This window comes from Paenibacillus swuensis, assembly GCF_001644605.1.
Lineage (GTDB): Bacteria > Bacillota > Bacilli > Paenibacillales > DY6 > Paenibacillus_N > Paenibacillus_N swuensis.
In genome coordinates this window covers 3,241,451-3,263,643 of the sequence record NZ_CP011388.1, presented here as the reverse complement: position 1 = coordinate 3,263,643, position 22,193 = coordinate 3,241,451, and the positions used below count along the sequence as shown (strand labels likewise).

Sequence of the window (22,193 nt, the reverse complement as noted above, 5' to 3'; positions counted from 1 at the left end):
TATGTTTTGTTTAGTGGTTCCACCCTATTTCATCACGCAAAATACGTTCAGCCACCATGCGGCCCGATGCCGTAACCACCGGTGTTCCCCCGCCGGGATGGGTCGTTCCGCCGACAAACCATAAGCCTCGAACATCCTTTGATCGGTTAGAGGGCCTGGTGAAAGTCTGCGCGGAACCGTTAGAGGAGATTCCATAGATCGCGCCCCGGTGAGCCGAAGTGTCTCGATGCAGATCCTGCGGTGTATAGTGCATTCGCAAATGTGTGCGGGACGCGAGGTCCCGCAGTCCGCACGCACGCTCCAGCCGCTCAACGATAAGGTCGCCGTAAGCCGATTTCTCCCGCTCCCAGTTCCATTGGTCGCTGAGATAAGGCGCATTGGCTAACACGAACAAGGAGCTGTGTCCCTCGGGAGCGGTATCTGTCTCCGTTTCCGATGTACAACAAATATATAAGGTTGGCTTGCGGGGCGCAACCCGGCGCTTGAAAATATCTTCGAATTCCGCTTCATAATCTTCAGGGTAAAATACGGTATGATGACGGAGATGCGGGTCCTTATCTTGAATGCCAAGAAGCGTTACGAAACCTGACAGGGAGGGCTCATATTTGTTAATCCGGTTGTCAGTCATGGAAGGGCGTTCCGCCGGAGACAACAAATGCTCAGAAATGGAAAGAACATCCCCATTGGCAACTACAATGTCCGATTGAATTTCCCCGCGATTTGTTTCAAGACCGGTAACCCGCCCTGCAGCCACAATAATACGATGAACCTTGGTATCCGTTAGAATCTCGACACCCAGCTCCGTCGCTAACCGCGCAAACGCGCGTACAATTTCGTAGGTCCCTCCATAAACCCCGTAGATGCCTCGATCCGCTTCTAGGGATGCGAGCATCGTGAAAATTGAAGGTGCCTGATAGGGAGAAGAACCCACATAGGTAGCATAACGACCGAATAGAGCAAGCGTATTCGGGTGCCGGAAATATCGGCTCAGCAATGATTGTAACGAAGTAAAAGGACGTATACGAAATAGACTTGCCGCGAGCGGCAGGCTCAGTTTGTCCTTCCAGTCCACGAGCAGCTTGCTCATGAATTGTTGTTCGCCGATCCGGTATAATTCGCCGGCCTCCTTCATAAAGCCGCGATATCGCAAGGCGTCTTCGGGACTATATGCGGCAATCTGCTCCTCCATGACTCCTCGGTCTTGCACCAGATCCACTACGCTTCCGTCAGCAAATACGTTGCGAGTTAACGGATGAATGGGATAAAAGGTCAAATATTCGTCCATTTGCTTCCCTGCGGATGTAAATACACTGCGAAATGAATCCAACATCGTAATTGTGCTGGGTCCGCGGTCAAACCGATAACCCGCATCCTGTACACGCTGCAATTTTCCGCCAAGCTCGGGCTGCTGCTCACAGACGGTGACCTTGCAACCCGATGCGGCCAATCGAATGGCGCATGCCAAACCGCCAAGGCCCCCGCCGATAATTGCCACTCTTGAGTCTGAGGAATACTTCATAGGTACCTCCGCCCCTTCCACTCATAACCTTTGCCTGAACCGCTGCTAAGCCAGGAGTCGAGGGCAATACAGATCAGTATTCCCGCACTCAAAGCAATAGCCAATCCCAAATACCCGGATAAACCGTTCTTGCGGTCGGAATAACTTTTGGTCAACATTGCGAGTACGCTCGAGAGAATTGCCGGGATAATCCAATCGTTCGCAAAGAACAAGGCCGGAAGAAGCATCAGTGGCGGGACGAGATACAGGATCGTATATATGCTTAAAATACCGGCCATAATCACTGGGTTGCGGCCTACACCCGGAAACAGGTTCTTCTTATATCCGTTCCATACTTCCGATCCGTTCCGATACATGCGCATCCTTACCCACGAATACATCTCGATTAAAGACACCGGATGTTTGCCCTCTTTGGCCTTGCGAACTATAGCCATATCGTCGACCAAGTCGCTCCGGACAGCCGCATGACCGCCTATATCTCTATACGTGTCCCTATGAATAAGTAAAGCCGCTCCATGTGCGGCGGCGAATTTCGGATCATGCGTCCCGTGAACAAGGGCGACAGGCAGGTGACAAGAGATGGTGTACATCATCATGGGCACCACCAACTTCTCGATGAGTGTTTCAGTTTCCTGACGGGGAAACCCGGACACGATACCGCTGCCTTGACGGGTTGCGAATGCCGTGAGCGCGGATAAAGCACCCGGCTCTAATCTCGCATCCGCGTCCATAAAGAACAGGATGTCCCCCGTAGCCTCTTCCGCTAACTGATGGCAGGCGTAAGACTTCCCCGTCCAACCAGCCGCGGGCTCCCGTCCTTCCAACACCCGGATTCGGGAAAACTTTCTCGCGTATTCCTCGGCAATCGTACCTGTTTTGTCCGAGGATCGGTCATTAAGAACAATAATTTCATAATCCAATCCTTCCGCTCGTTGTTGAGATACGGAACGTAAACATGAATCGATGTTCCGTTCCTCATCCCTGGCCGGAATTAATATCGAAACTTTAGTCATCCTCTCCTGCCCGGAGTGAACGGTTTGCACAGGACTATTCGAGTCCGGAAGGACCGCCTTAGGAAATTGAGCCGTGTTCCATATGACGAACATCAATTGAACTGTTAATAGTGCGGTTATGACCCAGAGAAAGGATTCCATCTCGACACCCACTTCCCAAAGTGTTCAAAACGGTCACTCGTTGATTTTCCGGTACCAAGATAAGGACGAAATAAGGCAAGCTCCTGCAGATGATCCTGCACAATCCAGCTTTTGTGCCTGTCGAGTTGCTCCTCCAGTTTCTCTTGAATGAAGCTCATGGCGGCTTTTCGCCCAAGCTCAGCCCATGAATGATTCAATGCCTCACCGAACATCATGGATGCTTCCGCTTTTTGATGCAAACCTAATGTGTAATATAACGTTACCGGAATGACGGTTGTATCCGGACAACGTTCCAGCATATACCCCGCGCCTGAATGAAGCTCCAACGGCCGCAATTCCTGATGTTTGATGTCGCCTTGCGGGAAAATCCAAACCGAGCGGCCTTGTTGTAAAAGTTTTAAAGCGTATTTAAGCGACTGCACGGTTCCGGCAGCCGACGATTTATCGATGGAAAAGGCGCCGATTTTGCAAAAAAAACGAAATTTCTGTAATTGTTTCTCATCCATCATAATGTAATGATCCCGCTCAGATAGAGTCTGCTCGGCATGGTAAGCCAGCAAACCGTCCCACCAGGAACTGTGGTTCATCACATACAGGACCGGACCCGACCGAAGGGGATCCGCCTGTCCCCTGACATGGAAAGAGTGAAAGTGTCTTCGCAGCAAATACCACTCATTATACCTTCGAAAAATGGCGTTAAACCGCTTGCTTTTTTGAGCTTGAATAACCATATTGCTGTACCCCTTCCGCAACCAGACAAAACACGACCGACAACGCTCCCGGTAACAACATACCTTCCTTCATAGCCAGCAAGCCAAACATGAGCAGCATGGCTTGATATAAACGAAGCGCCTCCCGCTTAGAGGAAGTCGTGAAGTCGTTCCTGCGCTTCATGGGAAATAGGAGAGAAAGCAGTGCCGCGGCCGCAAACCATCCTGCGAAGTTCTGAAGGGGAACCCCGTAATACACCCATGACCAGCCTTCGGTCTGCCAATTCCAGAAGCCCCGCGCGGCCGCGACAGGATCAAGCACCAGATCGAACAAGACGGCATAAACACCTACTTCCACAGCCCTCATGGCTACGCTGCGGGCACGGGAAAGCGCCAATGCGCTGGCCATCACCCCTACCCAGGCGCTTGAAATCGCGATGGGTACTTTAACAGGCGCGAATCCGAGCAACGGGGTGTACTCATATGGCCCGAAGGGGAACCCGGTTACCGTGCCGCAATATTCCAAGGCGTAAGTAAGCACAATCAAAGCCACGATTCTCCATCCCATAAAGGGATGCGTACTATAATAATCCTTGCCGATCCAAAGCGCGTAAGCTGCGTAGAAAAGCAGAAACAGGCCGTTAGCAAACTGTAGCGGCCCCGGTACATGGTAGAACAACATTAAGCCCAGTCCAATGGCATACCATCCCCAAAACAGCTTACGGTTGGTCATGAGACGTCCCAGCTTTCATCTGATTTTGAGGCGTCGACGCCGTCCGTCTTCAGCGCAAGAAAGATACCGATCTTGGTTTTGTTACTGACTACAGCCCGGTGACGGAAGGAATCATAACCTTTGGCTTGAACCGCGTCCAAAATGGCTTGATAATATTTGGCTGCGAGAGAAACGCAGAAGGCGCTGCTCTTCGGGTACGTATCGATATCCCGAAGACCGATCCGGAACCAAAGTCTGGAACGTTCGCTGAGATCCTCAATTAACCGAACCCAAGCCGGGTTGACTTTCCCTGCCGCGAACTCCTCTAATGAGTAATTGTGTTTACGCATTAACTCGGACGGAATATAGCGGCGCCCTCTGCGGACATCCTCGCCTACGTCACGCACGATATTGGCGATTTGCATCGCCTTCCCCAGATACACGCCGGATTCAGCGATCCTCGCATCGGGACAATCATGCAGCACCGGGAGCAGCATCTCGCCGACGGTACCCGCCACCTTATAGCAATATTCCTCTAACTCTCCCATCGTCTCGAACGACTCAAAAGTTAAATCTCCCCGTTGTCCCGCCATTTGCCGGTGGAAGGGTCCTGAATCCAGCTGCGGAAATTCGCGAAACAACCAGCGAAGCGCATCCCAAATAAAATGACCTTCCGCTTGGTCCAGACGGTCGAAACCTTGTTCCAGTTCATCTAGCGTGAACGGCGAGGTTTCCGGCTCATCTACGGAATCATCAATCAACCGGCAAAACGCGTAAATAACATGAACGGCTTCCTTCTTGGGGCTAGGCAAGAAGCCGAATGCTTTGTAGAATGTTTCCGAATTCGCTTGAATGACTTTCTCGCACTCCCGCAAAAATATCAGGCGTTCCATGCTTTTCTCTCCTTTTCCAAATGGGAGGTCAATAATTTGGCTCCTTGCATAACAATAGGGATGCCTCCGCCCGGATGGACCGATGCTCCCACCGTATATAATCCTTGAATCGGCAAGGGTGCGAATTGTGGCCGAAAAACGCCGGATTGGCTCAGCAGCGGCGCAAGCCCAAAGCTTCCCCCGCCATAGAGTCCTTCCCTTACCGCGTCGATCGGCGTCCGTACTTGTTGCCAGACAATCGCTTCCCGGAGTCCCGGAAACAATCTTTCCTCTGCCAGTTGAAGTACCCGATCCACCAACGCAGGCACTTCTTCATCCCAGTGTACTCCGCTGACTGCTGGAGGAACCGGAATCAGCATATACATGACACTCTCACCCTCAGGCGCCGCACCATCATCCAACGCGGTCGGGTTGAACATGTAGAATGAAGGCTCGTTCGGAATGCGTCCCTCTTCGAACACGGCCCGTAACGAATCCGTAAGCGAAGGCGGGAGCACAAATTGATGGGCAGGCGCTTCCTCCCATCGTTTGTCCAGGCCCAGGTAGACCAGAACGCAGCCGGATGACGGAATATAACGCGGCTTCGGTTTCATTCTCTTGGTCACGTTTGGCAACAACGACATCAAGTGGGGAAAATCGCCGTTGTAGACTACCTGAAAATGCGCATGTTCCGAACCGTCCGAAAGTACGACCCCTTCACAACGTTGATGCTCTACTTTAATGCTCGTAATCTCCGATTGAAGCCGAATATGCACTCCTCTTCGCACAAGCTCTTCTTCCAACAGGTCGACGAGGCTTGCGTATCCTCCCTTAACGTACCAGATGCCGTACGCATGCTCCGCATAAGGAATCAGAGAATACAATGCGGGCGATTGAAAAGGAGCCCCCCCAATGTATAAGGTTTGTAGCGAGAACGCGTCTACCAACCGTGAATCTTTATAGAACTCTGCCGCCAGCGCACGCACACTCTTATGAACTCTCATCTTATGGAGAAGCCGGACGTTTTTGAAAGTGAAAAAGTGTGATTTCTTCAGAAAAGCCCTTTCAAGAAAGGCTTCTTTCCCGTGAATAAACAGTTCTTTCATCGTTTCCATATAACGAAGAAAGGCACCGGACTCGCCCGGGAACTTGCTTTCAATTTCATCTTGTTGTTTCTTCGGATCACTATATTTGTCAAAAGAGGTGCCGTCCGCGTAATGAATACGATACATCGGGTCGCAAGGGATTAATGGAATTCGGTCCCGCGAAATACCGGCTTCTTCCAGGATTTCAAGCAACATCTCCGGCAAAAGCACAATGGTTGGACCTTGGTCAATTCGATAGGTGCCGTTCGATTCATAAGCCAACCTTCCGCCCAGACGATTGCCGCGTTCATATATCGTAACCTCTTCACCACTGGCGGACAGAAGGAGCGCCGTTGTCAGTCCGCCAACGCCGCCTCCGATAATAGCCGTGCTCATCCTATGCGCCCTCCTTTAGCCATGCCCGGTACCGCCGTCGTCGCCCGGTATCCTGATTTAAGATCCCGTTCCATGAGCATACCGGAGCTGATTTTGGCGGATTCCAGAATCGTTGGCAAACCGCTGCCGGGATGCGTTCCTCCGCCGACCAGCCAGCAGCGGTCCACTTCCTCGAATCGGTTATGAGGCCGCAAATACATCATCTGATCCAGCGTGTGAGCAAGATTGAAGGTAGCCCCTTTATATACATGCACGTCGTCCTGCCATTGTTGGGGCGTAATGATCTTCTCCACTTCGATTCTCGAAGAAAGCCCCCGAAGCTCGGGTTCCTGTTCCAATCTTAGAAGAACCTGCTCTCTCAACTTATTCTTGACTTGATCCCATTCCACAGGCCCTGTCAAGTTTGGCGTAGGCAACAGCACATAGAGCGCTGTCTTGCCGGCCGGAGCTAACGTCGAATCAAGCCTGCCTGGATTATGCACATAAATCGATGGGTCTGTTGATAGAATCTTCGTCCTGGTTATATCTTCTACATTCGTTCTGTAATCGCCTGCAAAATAGATGTTATGATGCGGTAAATCAACCTCGCCGTCAATCCCCAAATACATCATAAATGTGGAGCATGACCACTTCTTCTTCGCAAGCGATTGGGTTCCGTATTTACGAATGACACCAGGGGCAAATAATTGCGTTACGGCTGTTCCGAAATCCGCATTGATTACAACATCATCCGCATCCACGGTCTTTCCGTTCTCAAGACGTATCCCCGTTGCTTTCCCGTTCCTGACGACAATTTCTTCAACGCCGGCATCCAGCATCACTTCGCCGCCGTATTCTTTAATAATCTCCGCCATAGCATGACAAATGCGGTTTACCCCGCCAATCGGATGAAATAATCCATAGGCGTGCTCCAGATAAGATAGAATCGTAAACGTACCGGGACAATCCCACGGCGACATGCCCAAGTATTTGGCTTGAAAAGAGAAAGCGGTTATTAAACGTTCATCGGTGAAATATTTGGACAACCGGCTGTGAACCGTATCCATCAGATGCAGCTTTGGCAAAGCGGCAAAAACATTGCCTTTCAGATAATCGCTGAGTCGGGTAAAGGGTTGTTGCAACAGCGGCATGACTTTATTAAATTTCAGTTCCTCTTCCCGAAGAAAACGTTCATACCCTGCGCCGTTTCCCGGAAACAATGCCTCGATCCGTTCTTTGGTTTCTTGACGATTCATCGTCGGGGTAAATTCCGTTTCTCCGAATTTAAGCCGATATAGCGGATCAACCGGCATCATCGTTATGTAATCGTCTAAATTTCGCCCTACGGACTGGAATAGCTCTCGCAACAGATCGGGCATCATCAGAAACGTAGGACCCATGTCAAACGAGTAATCTCCTAACGTCAACCGGGAACATCGACCGCCAACATGCGGTTGCTTCTCCGCGACCGTAACCTGATATCCCGCCGAAGCCAGCAACATTCCTGATGCCAAGCCTCCGGGTCCGGCTCCGACAATCGCTACACGCTTCCTCACCTGTGCCACCTCCTGAAGATTTACTGCCCGGACACCCTTATTCTTACAAGGTATGCCCCTAATATAACAAAATTATAGCATAGATTATACAAACATTCTACAAGTATTGTACAAAAGGAGGAAAGGGGTTAAAATAAAGAAGAAAATAGATAGAAGGCAGGTGGAATAAGATCCTTAAAAATTGGATGGTACGCGGTATCATTGCGGGTTTGACAGCAGGAGCAATCCTAGGAGCCTTGTTCAAAGGGGTAGAAGCTTGGACTAATCATCTTGTATACGTACTTTTGCTGAATGTGGACTACATTCCGGGCCTCCGAAGCTGGATCACGCAAGAATGGCAACAGTTCAGCATTCATATGATGTTATCGGTTAGCGTTGCTCTCAGCTTTGCTTACGGTTTTCACAAAAGGGGAATTACAGGGCGAGGTCGTATTCTATACGCTGTTCTTTTCAGCCTCAGCTTAGGTGCGCTTTTATATCCAACCACCCTGTTATCTGAAGTTACTCCGTCGTTTACGGATCTGGGGGCGTTCTTCTGGTGGATGACCGGTCATGCGTTATATGGATGGGTGGCGGGATGGATTCTGAGTATGCACAAATAAAGCGCGAGGATTTCCTCGCGCTTTGCTTGTATTATTTTTGGAGAGAAGATTCCCTTACTACAAGTCGATGGGGGATAATAACCCTTTTCTTGCCTTCCCCTTCATTTTGTATGGAAGCGAGCAGCGCGTGGGATGCCGTATAACCTAATTGATAAATACCTATGTCAATCGATGAGATGGGCGGAGTAGACATCTCAGCCAGGGCGATATTGTTGAAACTAACCAGTGCGATGTCCTCCGGCACCTTGTATCCCAATTCAATTAAACCGCGTAAAACACCGAAAGTGACGACATCATCCGTAACGACCAGAGCCGTCGGGCGCTCAGACAGATTCATCAAAAAGGACATGGCCCGATATCCGCTTTCCTGCAGAAACTCCCCCTCCACAATCCACTCAGGCTTACCTTCTAATCCTTGTTCTTGCAACGCCTTCCGGTAACCGGCCATCCGATCTTGAGAAACGGTAAGATTAGGCGGCCCGTTCACAAAGCCGATTCGTTCATGCCTCTGCATAACCAGATGCATAACCGCATCATAAGACGCTTGTACATTATCGGTGTCTACAGACAGGACCTCCTGGTCATCCGGGCTTCTGCCGATGAGTACAAAAGGAAAGTTTTCTTCACGAAGAAACGCGATCAACGGGTCGTTGTTGCGGGAATGCAGCAACAATACACCATCGATCCGACGCCCCCGGACAAGACGGGTAATCGCCTCCACTTCTTCCCTCTGGGAAGAACCTGAAGTCATCAACAAATCGTAACCGGCCTTCGAAGTTTGGGAAACAATGCCGCGAATCACTTCGGCGAAGAACAAATTTAGAAACAGCTCTTCAGCCGGACGCGGCAAAATGATGGCGATTGTATTCGTTGTCTTGGACACCAAGCTCTGCGCCATGATGTTGGGGTGATAATCCAGATCACTCATAATTTTTCTCACCTTGTCCGCTGTGGCCCGACTGATGCGGGGATGATTTGAAATTACTCTGGAAACGGTGGAAGGAGAAACGCCTGCGATTCGGGCAACATCTTTAATGGTTACGGACATCCTGCTTAACCTCCAAAACGACATGCGAACCTATGTATAAATTAATCTTGATGTTATCGTACATTGGCTTTCGTGTAAAATAACTTTTTATCAAAAAAAGTAAATGGAGACCGTTCCTTCAAGATTCGAAGGCCCGATCCCCACGGACGAACACTATTACCCTTTCGTTGCGCCTGCTGTCAGCCCGTCAACCAGGAAACGCTGCAAATAGATGAAGAGCGCTGCAACCGGAAGTGCTGCCAACACAGCTCCGGCGGCAAATAAAGTGAACTCTGTGCTGGAATAACTGTCGACCAGTTCGAATAAGCCAACTGCTAGAGTCCAGTTTTCCCGCGCGCGTAAAATCAATTTAGCAAAAATGAAATCGACCCATGCGCCGGAGAACGTAGTTAAAGCAATATAAGTGATGATCGGCTTAGACAAGGGGAGCACGATGCGCCAGAAAATCGTCGTATGACTGGCTCCGTCCATTCTTGCGGCTTCCTCCACACTCTTCGGGATGGTATCAAAAAATCCTTTGGCCACAAACATATGAAGGGCGGAACCGGCCGTATACACCAATATTAATGCGAAATGTGTATTTAACAAATTCAATTGCAGCAGCATGATGTATACCGCGATCATCGACATGAATCCCGGGAACATGCCCAGCACCAAGAGGGTGGACATCAATGTCTTGCGTCCGGCAAACCGGAATCGGGAGATCGCGTAAGCCGTCATAATTTGAAACAATGTGCCCAGCAGCATGCTCATCACAGCTACCTTCAACGTGTTCCAATACCAGGTGGCGTATGGAATTTGTTTGTCCGAGTGCACCAGGAACAGATCCCTGTAATGCTGAAGGGTTAACTCGGAAGGAATCAGGGTTTCACTGAACAGCGAGTCCCCCACTTTGAAGGAAGACATGATGATCCATAGTGCTGGATAGAGACACGCGACAGCTATTAACGTGAGGAGAATATAGCTTAGTGTCAGCTTCATAACTTTGCCGGCAGATGTCATTGGACCATATCCTCCTCTTTAAACGAACGGGATCTGCGATAGTTCCACAGAGAGAACGCCGCAATAATGATAAAGATGATGATGCCGATGGCCGAAGCGAAATTATAGCGTTGATTATCCAACGTCAGCTTATATAGCCAGGTGACTAACAAATCGGTGCTGCCCGCAAAGGCATAATCGCCGTTAGCCGGCAAGCCCTTGGTCAACAGGTAGATAACATTAAAGTTGTTGATATTGCCCGCGAATTGCATGATCAGAATCGGAGCTGTCGAGAACAGGATGAACGGAAACGTGATGTTTCGGAATTTTTGAAGATTCGAGGCGCCGTCCATCTCTGCGGCTTCATATAAATCTTTTGGAATCGTCGTCAAAATGCCTAACACCAACACCATGGATACCGGAATTCCCACCCACATGTTCACCAGGATTACAGTCACTTTGGCCCAAAAAGGATCGTTAAGCCACGGCAGTCCTTCCAACCCGAAGTACCTGAAATATTGATTCACAGGGCCGAATTGATAATTCAACAGATTCCGCATGATCAGGAACGAGATAAATTGAGGAATGGCGTAAGGAATAATGAACAGGCTCCGCCATAGCGATTTCATCTTAATCCCTTTCTGTTGAATAAGCAGGGCAACGAAAATTCCGCCGAAGTAACAGGTTAAGGTTGCGGTAACGGCCCAGATAATGGTCCATGTCAACACTCCGTAAAAAGTGGAAGCCCATTGTTTTAAATAAAACAAATTATGGAACGTTTCAAAGCCTACCCAGTCGACCAGGTTTTTGGCCGGAATATGATCCGGAGCCGAATAGTTGGTAAACGCCATCAACACCATAAACAATATCGGCAGTACCGTAAAGAACATGACACCAAGCATCGGTAAAGACAATAAAATCACAGGGAAACTGTTCTGTGTCACATGGGAATAGGACTCAAGAAACGATCTTGTCCGCTTCCCTTGTTCCCGGACTAATCCGTTGCGGTAAGCATCCCTTACGTTATACACATATAGCGAAATTAATATCACAATAAATAAGAGCGCGACTAAACCGTAAATCATCATGAAGATGGAATGGTCTCCGGCCACGTTCTTATAAAGCTTACCGACCTTCTTGAGCTTGGTAGGCGTATCTCCTAAAGTAACCAACCCAACCAGGTTGCCTGCGAGCGAGGTGACAATGTAGTAGATGTATATACATTGCACAGTCAAAAACAGGATCCCTTTCGCGTATTGACGGTTATAGATTTGACCCAAACCCATACTCAGCACAGATAAAAGTGCAGCAGTCTTTGCTTTACCGGCTAAGGGCACTCCGGCGTTTACTGTTTGTTTCTGCAGATCCATACCTCTCCACAGCTCCTTTCCGATCGCGCAAGTCACCCGCCTAACCTCAGACGGGTGACTATGACAACGATATGACTATTTTATTGACCTGTAGAGATATTATCTTTCATCTGTTGCACCGCGTTGTCCATCGCTTTCTTCGGATCCGTTTTGTCATTCCACAAGGAAGCTAAAGCGGCATCCATCGGCGCCCAGTATTGAGCCATTTCCGGGATGGAAGGCATCGGTACCGAGTTGGCGAATTGAGCCAGGAAGCCGGAAGCAATCGGATCATTCTTAATATCCGCATCTTCGGCAAGACTCTTGTTGGATGGCAATAATCCAGTCAATACGTAATTGCGCTTCTGGTATTCTGCGGAAGAAGCGAAGCTGGCAAACATTTTCGCAGCGTTCGGGTATTTGGTATAGGCGTTGACAAAGTACGCCTTAACGCCTGAGAACGGTTTCATTTGTTCCCCGTTCGGAAGTTTAGGATAAGGCGCGACACCCAAATTCTTCACACCTTCCTTAAATGAAGTGGAATCCCATGGTCCGCTTACATTCATAGCCAGTTTATTGCTTGTGAACAAAGATTTACGAATGTCACCGTTAATATCCGCGGATTTCAAAGGAATAATGGAAGTCAGGCTTTGAATGAACTTTGCAGCTTCAATCCCTGCTTCATTATTCAAACCGATGTCTGTCGGGTCCGTTCCCTCTTTACCGAATACATAGGAACCGTACCCGCCGAAGAAACCGTAACCCCAGTAAGAGCTTCCTGTATCCCACATGTAGGCAAACTTATTCGCTTTGGTATCATTGAACGTTCCCGCGAATTTAACCACTTCGTCCCATGTTGCAGGTACGTTAGGGATTAAATCTTTGTTAAAGAAGACAGCCGTGGTTTCAACGGATTTAGGATAACCATACAGGATTCCGTCATTGGAAACGGCTTGAATCGCTGTTTCGAATGCCGCGGCTTTCGTCTCTTCTTCGAATTGGTCGTTCGGAAGAACTACCCCTGACGATACGGCTGAACCCGTTCTGTCATGAACCGCCACGAAAACGTCCGCCCCTACGCCCGCAGGACCGTCTGTAATGATGCGCTCCACGGATTTATCCGCGCCCACTTCGGTAAATGTTACTTCTACGCCGTATTTCTCCTGAAACGCCTTTCCTACTTCCTCAATGAAAGGTTTCTGTTCGCCGCCGTCCCAAACGACCAGCTTAGCGCCTTCTTCCGGTTTAAATTCTTCTTCCGTCGCCGCTTCATTCCCGGCGTTTGTTCCCTCAGCTCCGTTAGCGGGAGCATTATTGGTGTTAGCGGCGTTGTTAGCCCCCCCGCCGCAAGCGGCTAAGGTGAACACCATAATGACTGCCATCAACAAGACCAAACTCTTTCTAAATTTCATATCCGTACCACCCTTCAAATTGTGTGCTTCATTGCTTCTCTGAACATGGTGAGAATAAAGGGATGTTTTAATTGCTCATCATCGTAATTTGTGCAAACGTTTGTACAAATTCTTAAAAAAAATACAAACCGATGCAATTTTCATTCTGAAGCAATAAAGTATCCGCTTTCATTCTCCAAATGTTTAAAAGAAAGCGTTTTAATTTCTTAAAATAATAGTACAACAGGATTCCGTTTGTTAAAACGTTTGCACAGATCCGTTTTGCGATGTAAATCCTTAATTTTCTCTAATATTCTTTTGTTCTCTCTTTCTCTCACTGTTTTTCATAATTCCAGGAGACGGAGCTCCTCATCATACATTACCCCATGATATTGCAATGCTTTGGCGTGAATTCCGTAGGGCGTAAATCCAAGTCGGTCATATAACCTCTGAGCGGCTGGATTCGGCAGAATGACGGAAAGCTGCATTTGAGTTACGCCTTCCCATAAGCGTACTTGACGGATTGCTTCACTCAACAGCCTGAAGCCGATCCCGCCGGATTGCGCCTCCGAACTTACATACATTCCCCAGATTACCGCTCGATGATTGATTTTGGGACGAGGTTCGCGAATACATCCTACGATGCCGACAAGATCACCTGCAGTATCCAAAGTTCCAATGACCACATTGGAATCCGTCTGCTCCAAACGTTGCGCCATGTCCTCCGGTCTGATATCTTTGTTCTCCTCATAAGACGTGAGAAATGCTGTCGGATGTTCTTTGAGCGCGCGAAGACGCAGAGGCCAGAAGGCCTCTGCATCCGCTGGAGTCAATATCCTGATTTCCACAGAAATTCCTCCCTTCATGATCGTTATATTTATGAGCATACCATAACTAACGAGGCTAATGCCGAGACTTGTACATACGGTTCCGCCGTTCAGGCGCGAACGGAACGAATAGCTTCGGCGAACCGTTCGGTAATTTGTTGGGGACGTGTAATCGCCCCGCCGACTACGACCGCGTGCGCGCCGGCGTCAAGCGCATGGGCGGCCATCTCCGGCGTCAGGATGTTTCCTTCGGCCAGTACAGGCGCGGCCACCTCACGAACTACAGCCCGCAAAAAACTGAAATCAGCTTCATACAGCTTCTTGCCCGCCGTAGCGGCGGTATAGCCGTGCATCGTCGTGCCTATGCAGTCGAAACCCAGCTTCTCGGCCTGCACACATTCCTCCAGCGTGGAGCAATCGGCCATCCATTGCATCGAGGGATACGCCGCCCGGATGTCCCGCATCATATCCGACAACCGCACCCCGCCCGGGCGCGTCCGATTCGTCGCGTCCAGAGCAATCATATCCGCGCCCGCTCCGATGAGTTGCTCCACTTCAATGAGCGTGGGTGTAATATAAACTTCCGAATCGGGGTAGTCCCGTTTAATCAAACCGATAACGGGGAGATCGACATAGCTCTTAATCGCAGCAACGTCCTCGACCCCATTTGCGCGAATAGCGGCTGCGCCGCCGCGCATCGCGGCGTCCGCCATCCTTTTCATGATTTCCGATCCGTGCAACGGCTCGTCGCTAAGCGCTTGGCAAGAAACGACAAGTCGTCCTTTAATGTCCACCAGCATGTTGCCCCTCCTCTGTCTGCCTGAATTGTAACGTCAAGCCGCATTCGAACATCCGGTTCCATGGCGCGAAGCTGCCGACGGCTGTTAAACTTAAATGCTTAAAGCTGTGTAAAATTAATGCGTCGTACCTTTCCCGAATGAGGCGGTCGCGCTCCTCATTGACCGCTTCCGCACAATCCTTGAGATCGAAATAGGTGAGCTCATGCGCAGGCAAGAACGTGGAAACGATAGCCGAACGTACTTCCGCTTGATAAATATAATCATCCAGCAGGTGATAGATCAGATTTTCCTGAATGACAGCCGTCTCACCCTTCAAACCGAGCACCCCTTGGCTGAGTGTTGTCCCCAGTGTGTTGCAGTTCGTGTTCCAGCCCTTGTAGGACAGCAGCCGATCAAGCATTCGCTCTTCATCAAGACACTGAATCAGCTCGCGGTCGCCTCCGTTCGCGAAGGCTGAATCAGCAATGACGACCGGTTTGTCCGCTTCCATGAAATCGCGGATCCGCTCCACAAACGAGAGCATATGGCGAAAGCTTGCGTACGTAAGATCTTTCCGGTCTTGTTCCCACGATTCCTGCATGATTCGCCCCGGTACGTTATAGGCGAGTACCAGATCCGCCTCCTCTGCCCGATCGGTTAATTGACAGCCCGCCGCAAGGGCATGGGCTTTCAGACTCTCGGCGAACGGGCGGTCCTCGTACAAAGGAATCAGCTGAGGGCCGAGCGTTCCGCTCCAGAAGGTATAGATGCGGGGTTTTTGGCCCTTCACGGCGTTGTAGGCGCGCGCCAGCAGCGTCGCTCCCGCTTCATCCGCGCCCGGATACATGTGCACGCGGCGCTGAAGCCGCAGCGCTTCCCGCAACTTCACCACCTGCTGCTGATCCCTCGCCGTATAGCCGAATTCCGCGCTGTCGTCCTGCGGGATGGCCAGAAAGGTTATTACTCCTTCTTTCACCAGCTCCAGCATCATCAGATTGATATCGACATTAAAGGCTCGCCGCCGCTCATAATCCTGGATATGCTCCGCCGGAAGCCTGGAATGCAGCACGTTCAGCTCCTCCGTCTCCGTCTCCGACAACGACTCGCGCTCGCCCTTGTCATGCAGGTAAGCCCGCGTGAACAGTTCCCTGCCCCAATCCTCGTAGTAATCGGGTTCCTCGTCGGAAGAGCTGTAACGGGGTGTGCGCATAATAAGATTGAACGCATAGATGGGCAACTGCGGATAGGAAGAGCGCAGCGCGCGAAGCCTCTCCTCCCACAGGGCGGGTACGGAGGGCTGCAGTACATGCACCCGGGAGGGCAACAATCCGCCATAAATCAGCATGTCTGCGCTTAGAATCATCGCGTCCGCCCCGGGAAGCGAGTCCAGCAGCCATAACCACAGACGTTCCGTGTCGGCGGGCCGCTTCTTGTAGCCGAGCAGGTGCCGATCCGGTAAGATCAGCTCCACCTCGCCGGACGAACGCGCAATGGCTTCCACGACGTCCACATTGCAAGGCCGTTCATCCAACGGCAGATATACGATTCGAATCCGACCGTTTCTCATGTCGCCGCACCTACCCTCGTTTCATGAATTGAGGCGAGGTCTGCGCCCTGAAGCTCCTTCAGCACTACATCCAGCAAACCATAGGCTGAGATGGCGCCGAGCGAACTAACGTCTTTATAACCTTCCACTGACGGAATCAACAGACAGAGGTCGGACAGCTTCGTCAGCGGCGCATCCTGCTGGCTCGTAATGGCGACGGTCCTGGCTCCTGACGCCTTTGCCCGTTCAAGCATCGCAACTACACCCGACGTATACCCGGTTGTGCAAATGCCGACGACCAGTGTGCCTTCGTTCATCAGCGAAGTGGACGACTCCATCTCATAATCCGACGAGAAAGCGTCCGCCCGGATGCCGAGCTGGATCAGCTTCAACTTTAACTGCTGCGTCATGAGCGAAAGTTCGCCGCCTCCGTATAGAAACACTTGAGAGGCGTCTTTCAGCCAGCGCTTGAACATGACTATATCGTGCTTGTTGTAAAGCGTGTCCATCTTCTTGAGCACGTTCAGATACGCTTCTTTCACTTCCTCCAGACTCCCGGTTTCCGAAGGTTCGTAAAGCCGGGTGCTTACGAACGCTTCCTTCGCGAACATACGCAGCCGATGATACGAACCGAATTCGAGCTTCTGACAGAACCGTGTAATCGTTGCTTCCGAGACATTGATTTGTCGGGCTAATTCTGAAATTGTGTAATTCGGAACCGATTCCATGTTCTGCATAATGTATTTGGCGATATCCTGTTCACGCTTCGTCAGTCTGTTCATTTGAGACTCAATCATCGTTGTTACGCTTTTCAGCGGTTGTAAAGATTCCTGCAGCAGGAAGTGGCGAAGCGCGCCGATCATACCCGCGTTATTCAGCGTTTTGGCGATACGTATATCCGTTTTGTTCAAAATGGCGGCGATCAGATCCTGCTTCAGCTGTTCTCTGATGAGCGGATACAGGTAGTCCGACTGCGCGGTGATGCCTCCGCCGATGATGATCAATTCCGGGTTCATCATATAAGCAATGGTGGCGATGCCCTTCGACATGTAATACACCATACGCTGGATTTCCTCGACGCACACTTCATCCCCCGCCTGCGCCAGCTCGAAGATCGCCTTGCCGTCCAGCTCCGCTCCCGTCATGCCCTTGCGCTCGGTTACGTTCCTGACGAGAATTCGTGTCGAAGCAAGCTCCTCGAAACGACTTCCCTCGATCGGGATATAGCCGATTTCTCCGCCGCTGAAGCTGTGACCGGTATGCAATTTGTTGTCAAGGATATAGCTGCCGCCGATGCCGGTCCCGATCGTCAAGCAGAATAAGCTCTTCGCGTCCTTACCGGTTCCAATCCACGATTCAGCGTACCCCGCGCAGTTCACGTCATTCTCCACCTCAACAGGCAGTTGGAAATGAGCTTCCAGCAGCTGCTTAACAGGCGTCCCGGTATATTCCGGAATCAGGTCGGAAGCGTACAGGATTGTTCCTTCCTTGGAATCGACTTGTCCGGCGGAGCTGATGCACACGCCGCTGACCTGGTATTCTTTAAGCAGCTTGCCCCCGCATGACTTCACCTTCTCCATGAGCGCGGCCCCGCCAAGCTGGGCTTCCGACAACACTTCATGCTTCTCGACGATTGTGCCGTCTTCGTTCAGAACACCGTACTTAATCCACGTGCCTCCAATATCAAATGTCAAAAATCTCCTCATTGCCATTCCCCTTCATTATGCTCTAGCCATCCCTTGCCCGTTATACGAATCGTCATTATCTGTTTGGGCTCCAACGTTAAGATCAGAATCGGGCCCGCCGTGAGATCAGCGATGATTTTGCCGGTAAAATCGACCTGTTGAATCTTCTCCGGCGTGAATCCAAAGACGACCTCCGTTGATTGTGGTTCCAAAGCCGGATTGAACATGCGAATGTCGAAGGTGTCTTCGGCCTTCAACATAAACGATGAGAATGCGATACTCGGCGATGACAAGGCGAACAGCTTCCCCACGCCCGCCTGTTTATATGATTGCTGAACCCATACATCCTGACGAAGCCGCGACGTATGATTCAAACTATGGCGATGGGCGCCGAACACGACCCCGTAATCGAAGGCATAATCACCGATGCATTGCGCCTCCGGAGTTTCCATCCCTGGTCCCGCTCCGTTCCCGCGCGTGCGCAGATCTCTGCGGGACAGCCAACCTACGCTCCGAATCAGCGTCAGGAAGACAGTGTCCTCGTCCCGGAACCGATCTACCTCATATTCCTGCAGTCCGCGATGAATCAGCTGATGCCCGCCCGCCGCGACGGAGGAAGATGTGGGATATTGATTCATGACGGCCTCCTGATTTTTCGGCATATCCCACACCTTGTCGCGAAGCGTCTTCCGTTCAATCCAATCGAATGGAGAGTCCGACCAGCTGACATCCGCCAAAGAAACCGGAAATCCAACGCGCAACTTCTGATCCTTGGCTGTATTACGGACTTGGGTATGGAAGCGCAGGACAGGATCATTCCGATAAAGTGTAACGGTGGTCGAGAACGTATTGACGGTCGTCGCTTCGCCAGGGCCTGTTCTTGCATCGTTCAACGAGGCGGGCAACGTCATCGCATAATGTACGGTGAAGGACTGGAATGTTGATCCGTGCTTCACGTCGCTTACGCCGGTCACGACGGCCTCCGACACCCGGTCTTGCACGGGCGGCGAGTAGTTGTACGTATCGCCGCCATCCAGCGACGAGGTGAGCAAGTGCTGATTGGCATACACGGTATCAGACTCCCGATCCGTCACGGACAACCCATGACCGCAAAGCTCCACCGTATAGTAATCGTTCTCGATTCGAACGGTATGGACCTCATCTCCAGGGCCGACAACCCGAGTGTTGCTCTGAACACGCTCAATCCGAACCGCTTTCGTCTCAACGCCGTCGAACGGCATCGTAAACACGACATCATACGTTACATGATTGGCGTAATGCGGCTCACTCAGAATATGTCTGAAGAACTGTTCGCCTTCACTGCGCTGGATCACATCGAATGGCACATCTTCCTTTCCGCACCACAGACGAATGGCCCCCGTATCCTGCTCCGCTGGAATCCGAATTGAAGCCTTCACCGGATAGTAACCGGCGTGAGGGCGGTTGTTTACAAGATACAGAAACCCGTTCTCAACCGAACTGTCTATGTATTCAAAAGGGTATAACGAATGCAGTGTGTCGGAAGCATATTGATGAATCGCGCTCAATGCTTTCTGCGTCCTGGTTTCCATCTCGCGGTGCACTTCGTCTATGCTGCAGCCGCATATGCTGTCATGAGGATGGTTCTGCAGGATCAGCTTCCACACGTAAGTGAAGAATGCGGCGGCATCCGTTGAGCCGCGTGTCCATACGTTCAAGGGCTCCATGACCCCGACCGCCAAATCCTCGCAACGTTGATTCTGAACCTTCAAGTACGTCCGCGTCGAATACACCCCTGGCAAAATAAAGATTTTGCTGGGGTCCCGTTGTTCTCCGAGGAGCAGGGCTTCCGGTTCCTGCCCCCGGAATGAGTCGACATAATCCGACATTCTTGTTTGGGTGACGGTCAAGTCGGGCCACTCCTCTTTCAATCGAGCGATTCGCGCCTTCAGGTCGGGCGCGGTGAACGTGTGGTCCGCTCCGTTCATCAACAGCGCCTTGCCATAGGTTAGATACGGCGCGTTGCCGGTTAAGTATACGCTCGTCTCATTGACGAACGTATCGTGTTTCAGGAACGGCTGGTAGTATCCTTCAAACAGCGGGGGTACGAAGGCGAAGACCCGGCTGCCATCCGGTCCCTCCCACACGTTCTCGAACCTGTCGGACACCGCGCCCCGGAAGATGAGCGCCGTATGGATGCCGTGGCCGCGAAGCAGCTGCGGCAGCTGGCTGATGTGCCCGAACGTGTCGGGCAAATAACCGATCGGATCCGTGGAGCCAAGCTCACGAGCCATTCCCATGCCGATTTCCAGGTTCTTCAGCATGGATTCGCCCGATACGAGAAATTCGTCCGCCAGCAAGTACCACGGCCCGACTTCGACTTTCCCTTGACGAATCAGGGACACGAATCGCTCGTATTCTTCTTCGCTGACAATCACTCTATAATCCTCCAGCACAATCGTCTGTCCGTCGAGGTAGAAGCAATCAAGTTCGCCCGACTCCAGCAGATCTCGAACGTAACGCAATCCGTTGCGAAGCTTGTAACGGAATTCCTCAAATGTCTCATACCATTCGCGATCCCAATGGGTGTGGTTCAGAATATGCAGTTCCTTTAATTTCTTCAAATCCTTCAGTGCAATCATGCCGTTTCTTCCACCATCCCCAGCAGCTTTTTAATTTCAGTGCCGTCAATCTCGTTCAATTCAATCCCATGACGGACCGAATAAGCGCAAGCTACTCCTGCCGCCTCACCGATATCCCGTACCGTCGGCTGAATGCGCAAGGAGGCCTGCATCAGAAATGTGCTCGAGATATGTCTTCCCACGGCAATCAGATTGCTGATCTCCCGGGTAATCAGAGATCGATACGGAATTTCATAATACTCGCCGCAAGCGTACCGAGGCTTCTCGACCATTTCCTTCAACACACTGTGCACATCGATATACCAATCTCCGCGCGCGATCCCGTCCGCGAACCGGGCGCGACGAATATAGTCCTCTTCATTCAGGACATACTTGCCAACAATGCGGTAAGATTCGCGAATGCCGAGCTGCGTCGCTTCCTTCAAGAGGTAACTCCGCTCAAATCCTGGAATGTATCGAGGCAGGAACCGCACTAATCTGCGAATCATGCTCCGTCCTTTGGTCACCGCCTGCGACCGCATAATCGGATCCGTCGTCTGGGCGATCCCCGGTACATGCGGGCAGTTGAATGACATGACCGAAGGCTTGCCCGGCTGCGTGAACGCCTGGAAGTAGCGCAGTTCATCTTCCGTGAGCACCCCGTCCGCCAACCCTTGGCGGAAAAGAGGCTCCAGCACATGTCCTTTGCCGGGCACCATGGCGATTTCGTAGAATTCCGGATCGTCGATTTTGCAGAACTGGTCGCCGAGCGAACGCATGAACGATCGCAACGAAGGTATATTAATTCCGCCCATCTCAAAGCGGAACGAAATCTGTTGGTTATGACCGTCCTCGTTCCCTGAGTTGACCGGCACGCCGGCCAGGCGGGATAAAACCGCATCCGCTGTGGCGTCCACAAACGTGCCGCCCTCAATGGCTGCCAGTCCGCCGCAAGTGTTGACGACGATATGCGTAATGCGACCCTGCTCCCGGATGCAATCGACTAGATTCGCATCATAGAGCAATTGCCCGCCCCGCTCCGTGATGAGCTGCTCCAGCACGTAGCTTAAGGACTCCACATTAAACCAGCTGCATGTCGTTGTGCCGTCGCTTGTTACAATGCCTTCCTGATTCAACCGTTCCGTAATGATTCGGTTGACGCTCCGTAACTCCACATGGGTCGGCATCATCGGCGACACGAGCGAATTCGTCTGGGTTCCCCCCAAAGAGATCGTCTTTTCCACAACCAGCGTCTTCAAGCCTTGCTCCAGCGCCGAGATCGCCGCTGCCGCGCCGCCCGTTCCTCCCCCGACAACAATACACTCCACCTTGTCGGATATTACAGGAATGTCTCGTTCGTTATATCGTATCGTCCGCAAGCCCATCGCCCCCATTCTTCCAA

Annotated in this window: 18 protein-coding genes; 1 reads left to right on the top strand and 17 read right to left on the bottom strand. The window is 51.2% G+C overall.

Translation table 11 applies throughout. The features are described 5' to 3' along the window. Positions 1–10: 10 nt before the first annotated feature. The 7 genes from SY83_RS14330 to SY83_RS14300 are packed head-to-tail and all read right to left on the bottom strand — an operon-like array spanning position 11 to position 7,983. A complete protein-coding gene (locus SY83_RS14330) occupies positions 11–1,519 on the bottom strand; it encodes a phytoene desaturase family protein (protein ID WP_068607615.1) in 1,509 nt (502 codons plus the stop codon). Continuing rightward, the gene (locus SY83_RS14325; RefSeq protein ID WP_068607613.1) at positions 1,516–2,673 is read right to left on the bottom strand and encodes a glycosyltransferase family 2 protein; all 1,158 of its coding nucleotides are present in this window, start codon (positions 2,671–2,673) and stop codon (positions 1,516–1,518) included. The genes SY83_RS14330 and SY83_RS14325 overlap by 4 nt, the downstream gene beginning before the upstream one ends. Next, entirely contained in the window at positions 2,649–3,404 is a 756-nt protein-coding gene (locus SY83_RS14320; protein ID WP_068607612.1) for a lysophospholipid acyltransferase family protein, read from the bottom strand. Before SY83_RS14320 ends, SY83_RS14325 begins: the two co-directional genes overlap by 25 nt. Next, positions 3,370–4,116 (bottom strand): carotenoid biosynthesis protein, encoded by a 747-nt coding sequence (locus SY83_RS14315; protein ID WP_068607610.1) that lies wholly within the window; start codon positions 4,114–4,116, stop codon positions 3,370–3,372. Before SY83_RS14315 ends, SY83_RS14320 begins: the two co-directional genes overlap by 35 nt. Then, positions 4,113–4,988, bottom strand: a complete 876-nt coding sequence (locus tag SY83_RS14310) for a phytoene/squalene synthase family protein (protein ID WP_068607608.1) — start codon at positions 4,986–4,988, stop codon at positions 4,113–4,115. The genes SY83_RS14315 and SY83_RS14310 overlap by 4 nt, the downstream gene beginning before the upstream one ends. Beyond that, a complete protein-coding gene (locus SY83_RS14305) occupies positions 4,976–6,448 on the bottom strand; it encodes a phytoene desaturase family protein (RefSeq protein WP_068607606.1) in 1,473 nt (490 codons plus the stop codon). Before SY83_RS14305 ends, SY83_RS14310 begins: the two co-directional genes overlap by 13 nt. Next, complete coding sequence (locus SY83_RS14300) at positions 6,445–7,983, bottom strand: phytoene desaturase family protein (RefSeq protein WP_082882545.1); 1,539 nt, start codon at positions 7,981–7,983, stop codon at positions 6,445–6,447. The genes SY83_RS14305 and SY83_RS14300 overlap by 4 nt, the downstream gene beginning before the upstream one ends. Positions 7,984–8,168: 185 nt before the next feature. Between SY83_RS14300 and SY83_RS14295 the strand changes: the two genes are divergently transcribed. Then, positions 8,169–8,585 (top strand): hypothetical protein, encoded by a 417-nt coding sequence (locus SY83_RS14295; RefSeq protein WP_068607602.1) that lies wholly within the window; start codon positions 8,169–8,171, stop codon positions 8,583–8,585. Between the two features lie 31 nt (positions 8,586–8,616). On the opposite strand, the gene SY83_RS14290 is transcribed toward SY83_RS14295, so the two are convergent. The 10 genes from SY83_RS14290 to SY83_RS14245 form a co-directional block, all read right to left on the bottom strand. After that, positions 8,617–9,633: a LacI family DNA-binding transcriptional regulator gene (locus tag SY83_RS14290; protein WP_068607600.1), complete on the bottom strand. Its 1,017-nt coding sequence runs from the start codon at positions 9,631–9,633 to the stop codon at positions 8,617–8,619. A gap of 156 nt (positions 9,634–9,789) precedes the next feature. Further along, the gene (locus tag SY83_RS14285) at positions 9,790–10,635 is read right to left on the bottom strand and encodes a sugar ABC transporter permease (protein WP_068607598.1); all 846 of its coding nucleotides are present in this window, start codon (positions 10,633–10,635) and stop codon (positions 9,790–9,792) included. Further along, positions 10,632–11,984, bottom strand: coding sequence for a carbohydrate ABC transporter permease (locus SY83_RS14280; RefSeq protein ID WP_068607596.1), 1,353 nt, complete (start codon positions 11,982–11,984; stop codon positions 10,632–10,634). Before SY83_RS14280 ends, SY83_RS14285 begins: the two co-directional genes overlap by 4 nt. A gap of 80 nt (positions 11,985–12,064) precedes the next feature. Beyond that, the gene (locus tag SY83_RS14275) at positions 12,065–13,375 is read right to left on the bottom strand and encodes a sugar ABC transporter substrate-binding protein (protein WP_068607594.1); all 1,311 of its coding nucleotides are present in this window, start codon (positions 13,373–13,375) and stop codon (positions 12,065–12,067) included. A gap of 323 nt (positions 13,376–13,698) precedes the next feature. Further along, entirely contained in the window at positions 13,699–14,202 is a 504-nt protein-coding gene (locus tag SY83_RS14270) for a GNAT family N-acetyltransferase (RefSeq protein ID WP_197479863.1), read from the bottom strand. 89 nt (positions 14,203–14,291) lie between these two features. Next, entirely contained in the window at positions 14,292–14,981 is a 690-nt protein-coding gene (locus SY83_RS14265) for an N-acetylmannosamine-6-phosphate 2-epimerase (protein WP_068607590.1), read from the bottom strand. After that, positions 14,965–16,527 (bottom strand): DUF4127 family protein, encoded by a 1,563-nt coding sequence (locus SY83_RS14260; RefSeq protein ID WP_082882543.1) that lies wholly within the window; start codon positions 16,525–16,527, stop codon positions 14,965–14,967. The genes SY83_RS14265 and SY83_RS14260 overlap by 17 nt, the downstream gene beginning before the upstream one ends. Beyond that, the gene (locus SY83_RS14255; RefSeq protein WP_068607588.1) at positions 16,524–18,212 is read right to left on the bottom strand and encodes an ROK family protein; all 1,689 of its coding nucleotides are present in this window, start codon (positions 18,210–18,212) and stop codon (positions 16,524–16,526) included. The genes SY83_RS14260 and SY83_RS14255 overlap by 4 nt, the downstream gene beginning before the upstream one ends. Next, complete coding sequence (locus SY83_RS14250; protein ID WP_068607586.1) at positions 18,209–20,812, bottom strand: glycoside hydrolase family 38 N-terminal domain-containing protein; 2,604 nt, start codon at positions 20,810–20,812, stop codon at positions 18,209–18,211. Before SY83_RS14250 ends, SY83_RS14255 begins: the two co-directional genes overlap by 4 nt. Further along, on the bottom strand, positions 20,809–22,170 hold the full coding sequence (locus SY83_RS14245; protein WP_197479862.1) for an FAD-dependent oxidoreductase: 1,362 nt from the start codon (positions 22,168–22,170) through the stop codon (positions 20,809–20,811). The genes SY83_RS14250 and SY83_RS14245 overlap by 4 nt, the downstream gene beginning before the upstream one ends. Between the last annotated feature and the right edge of the window lie 23 nt (positions 22,171–22,193).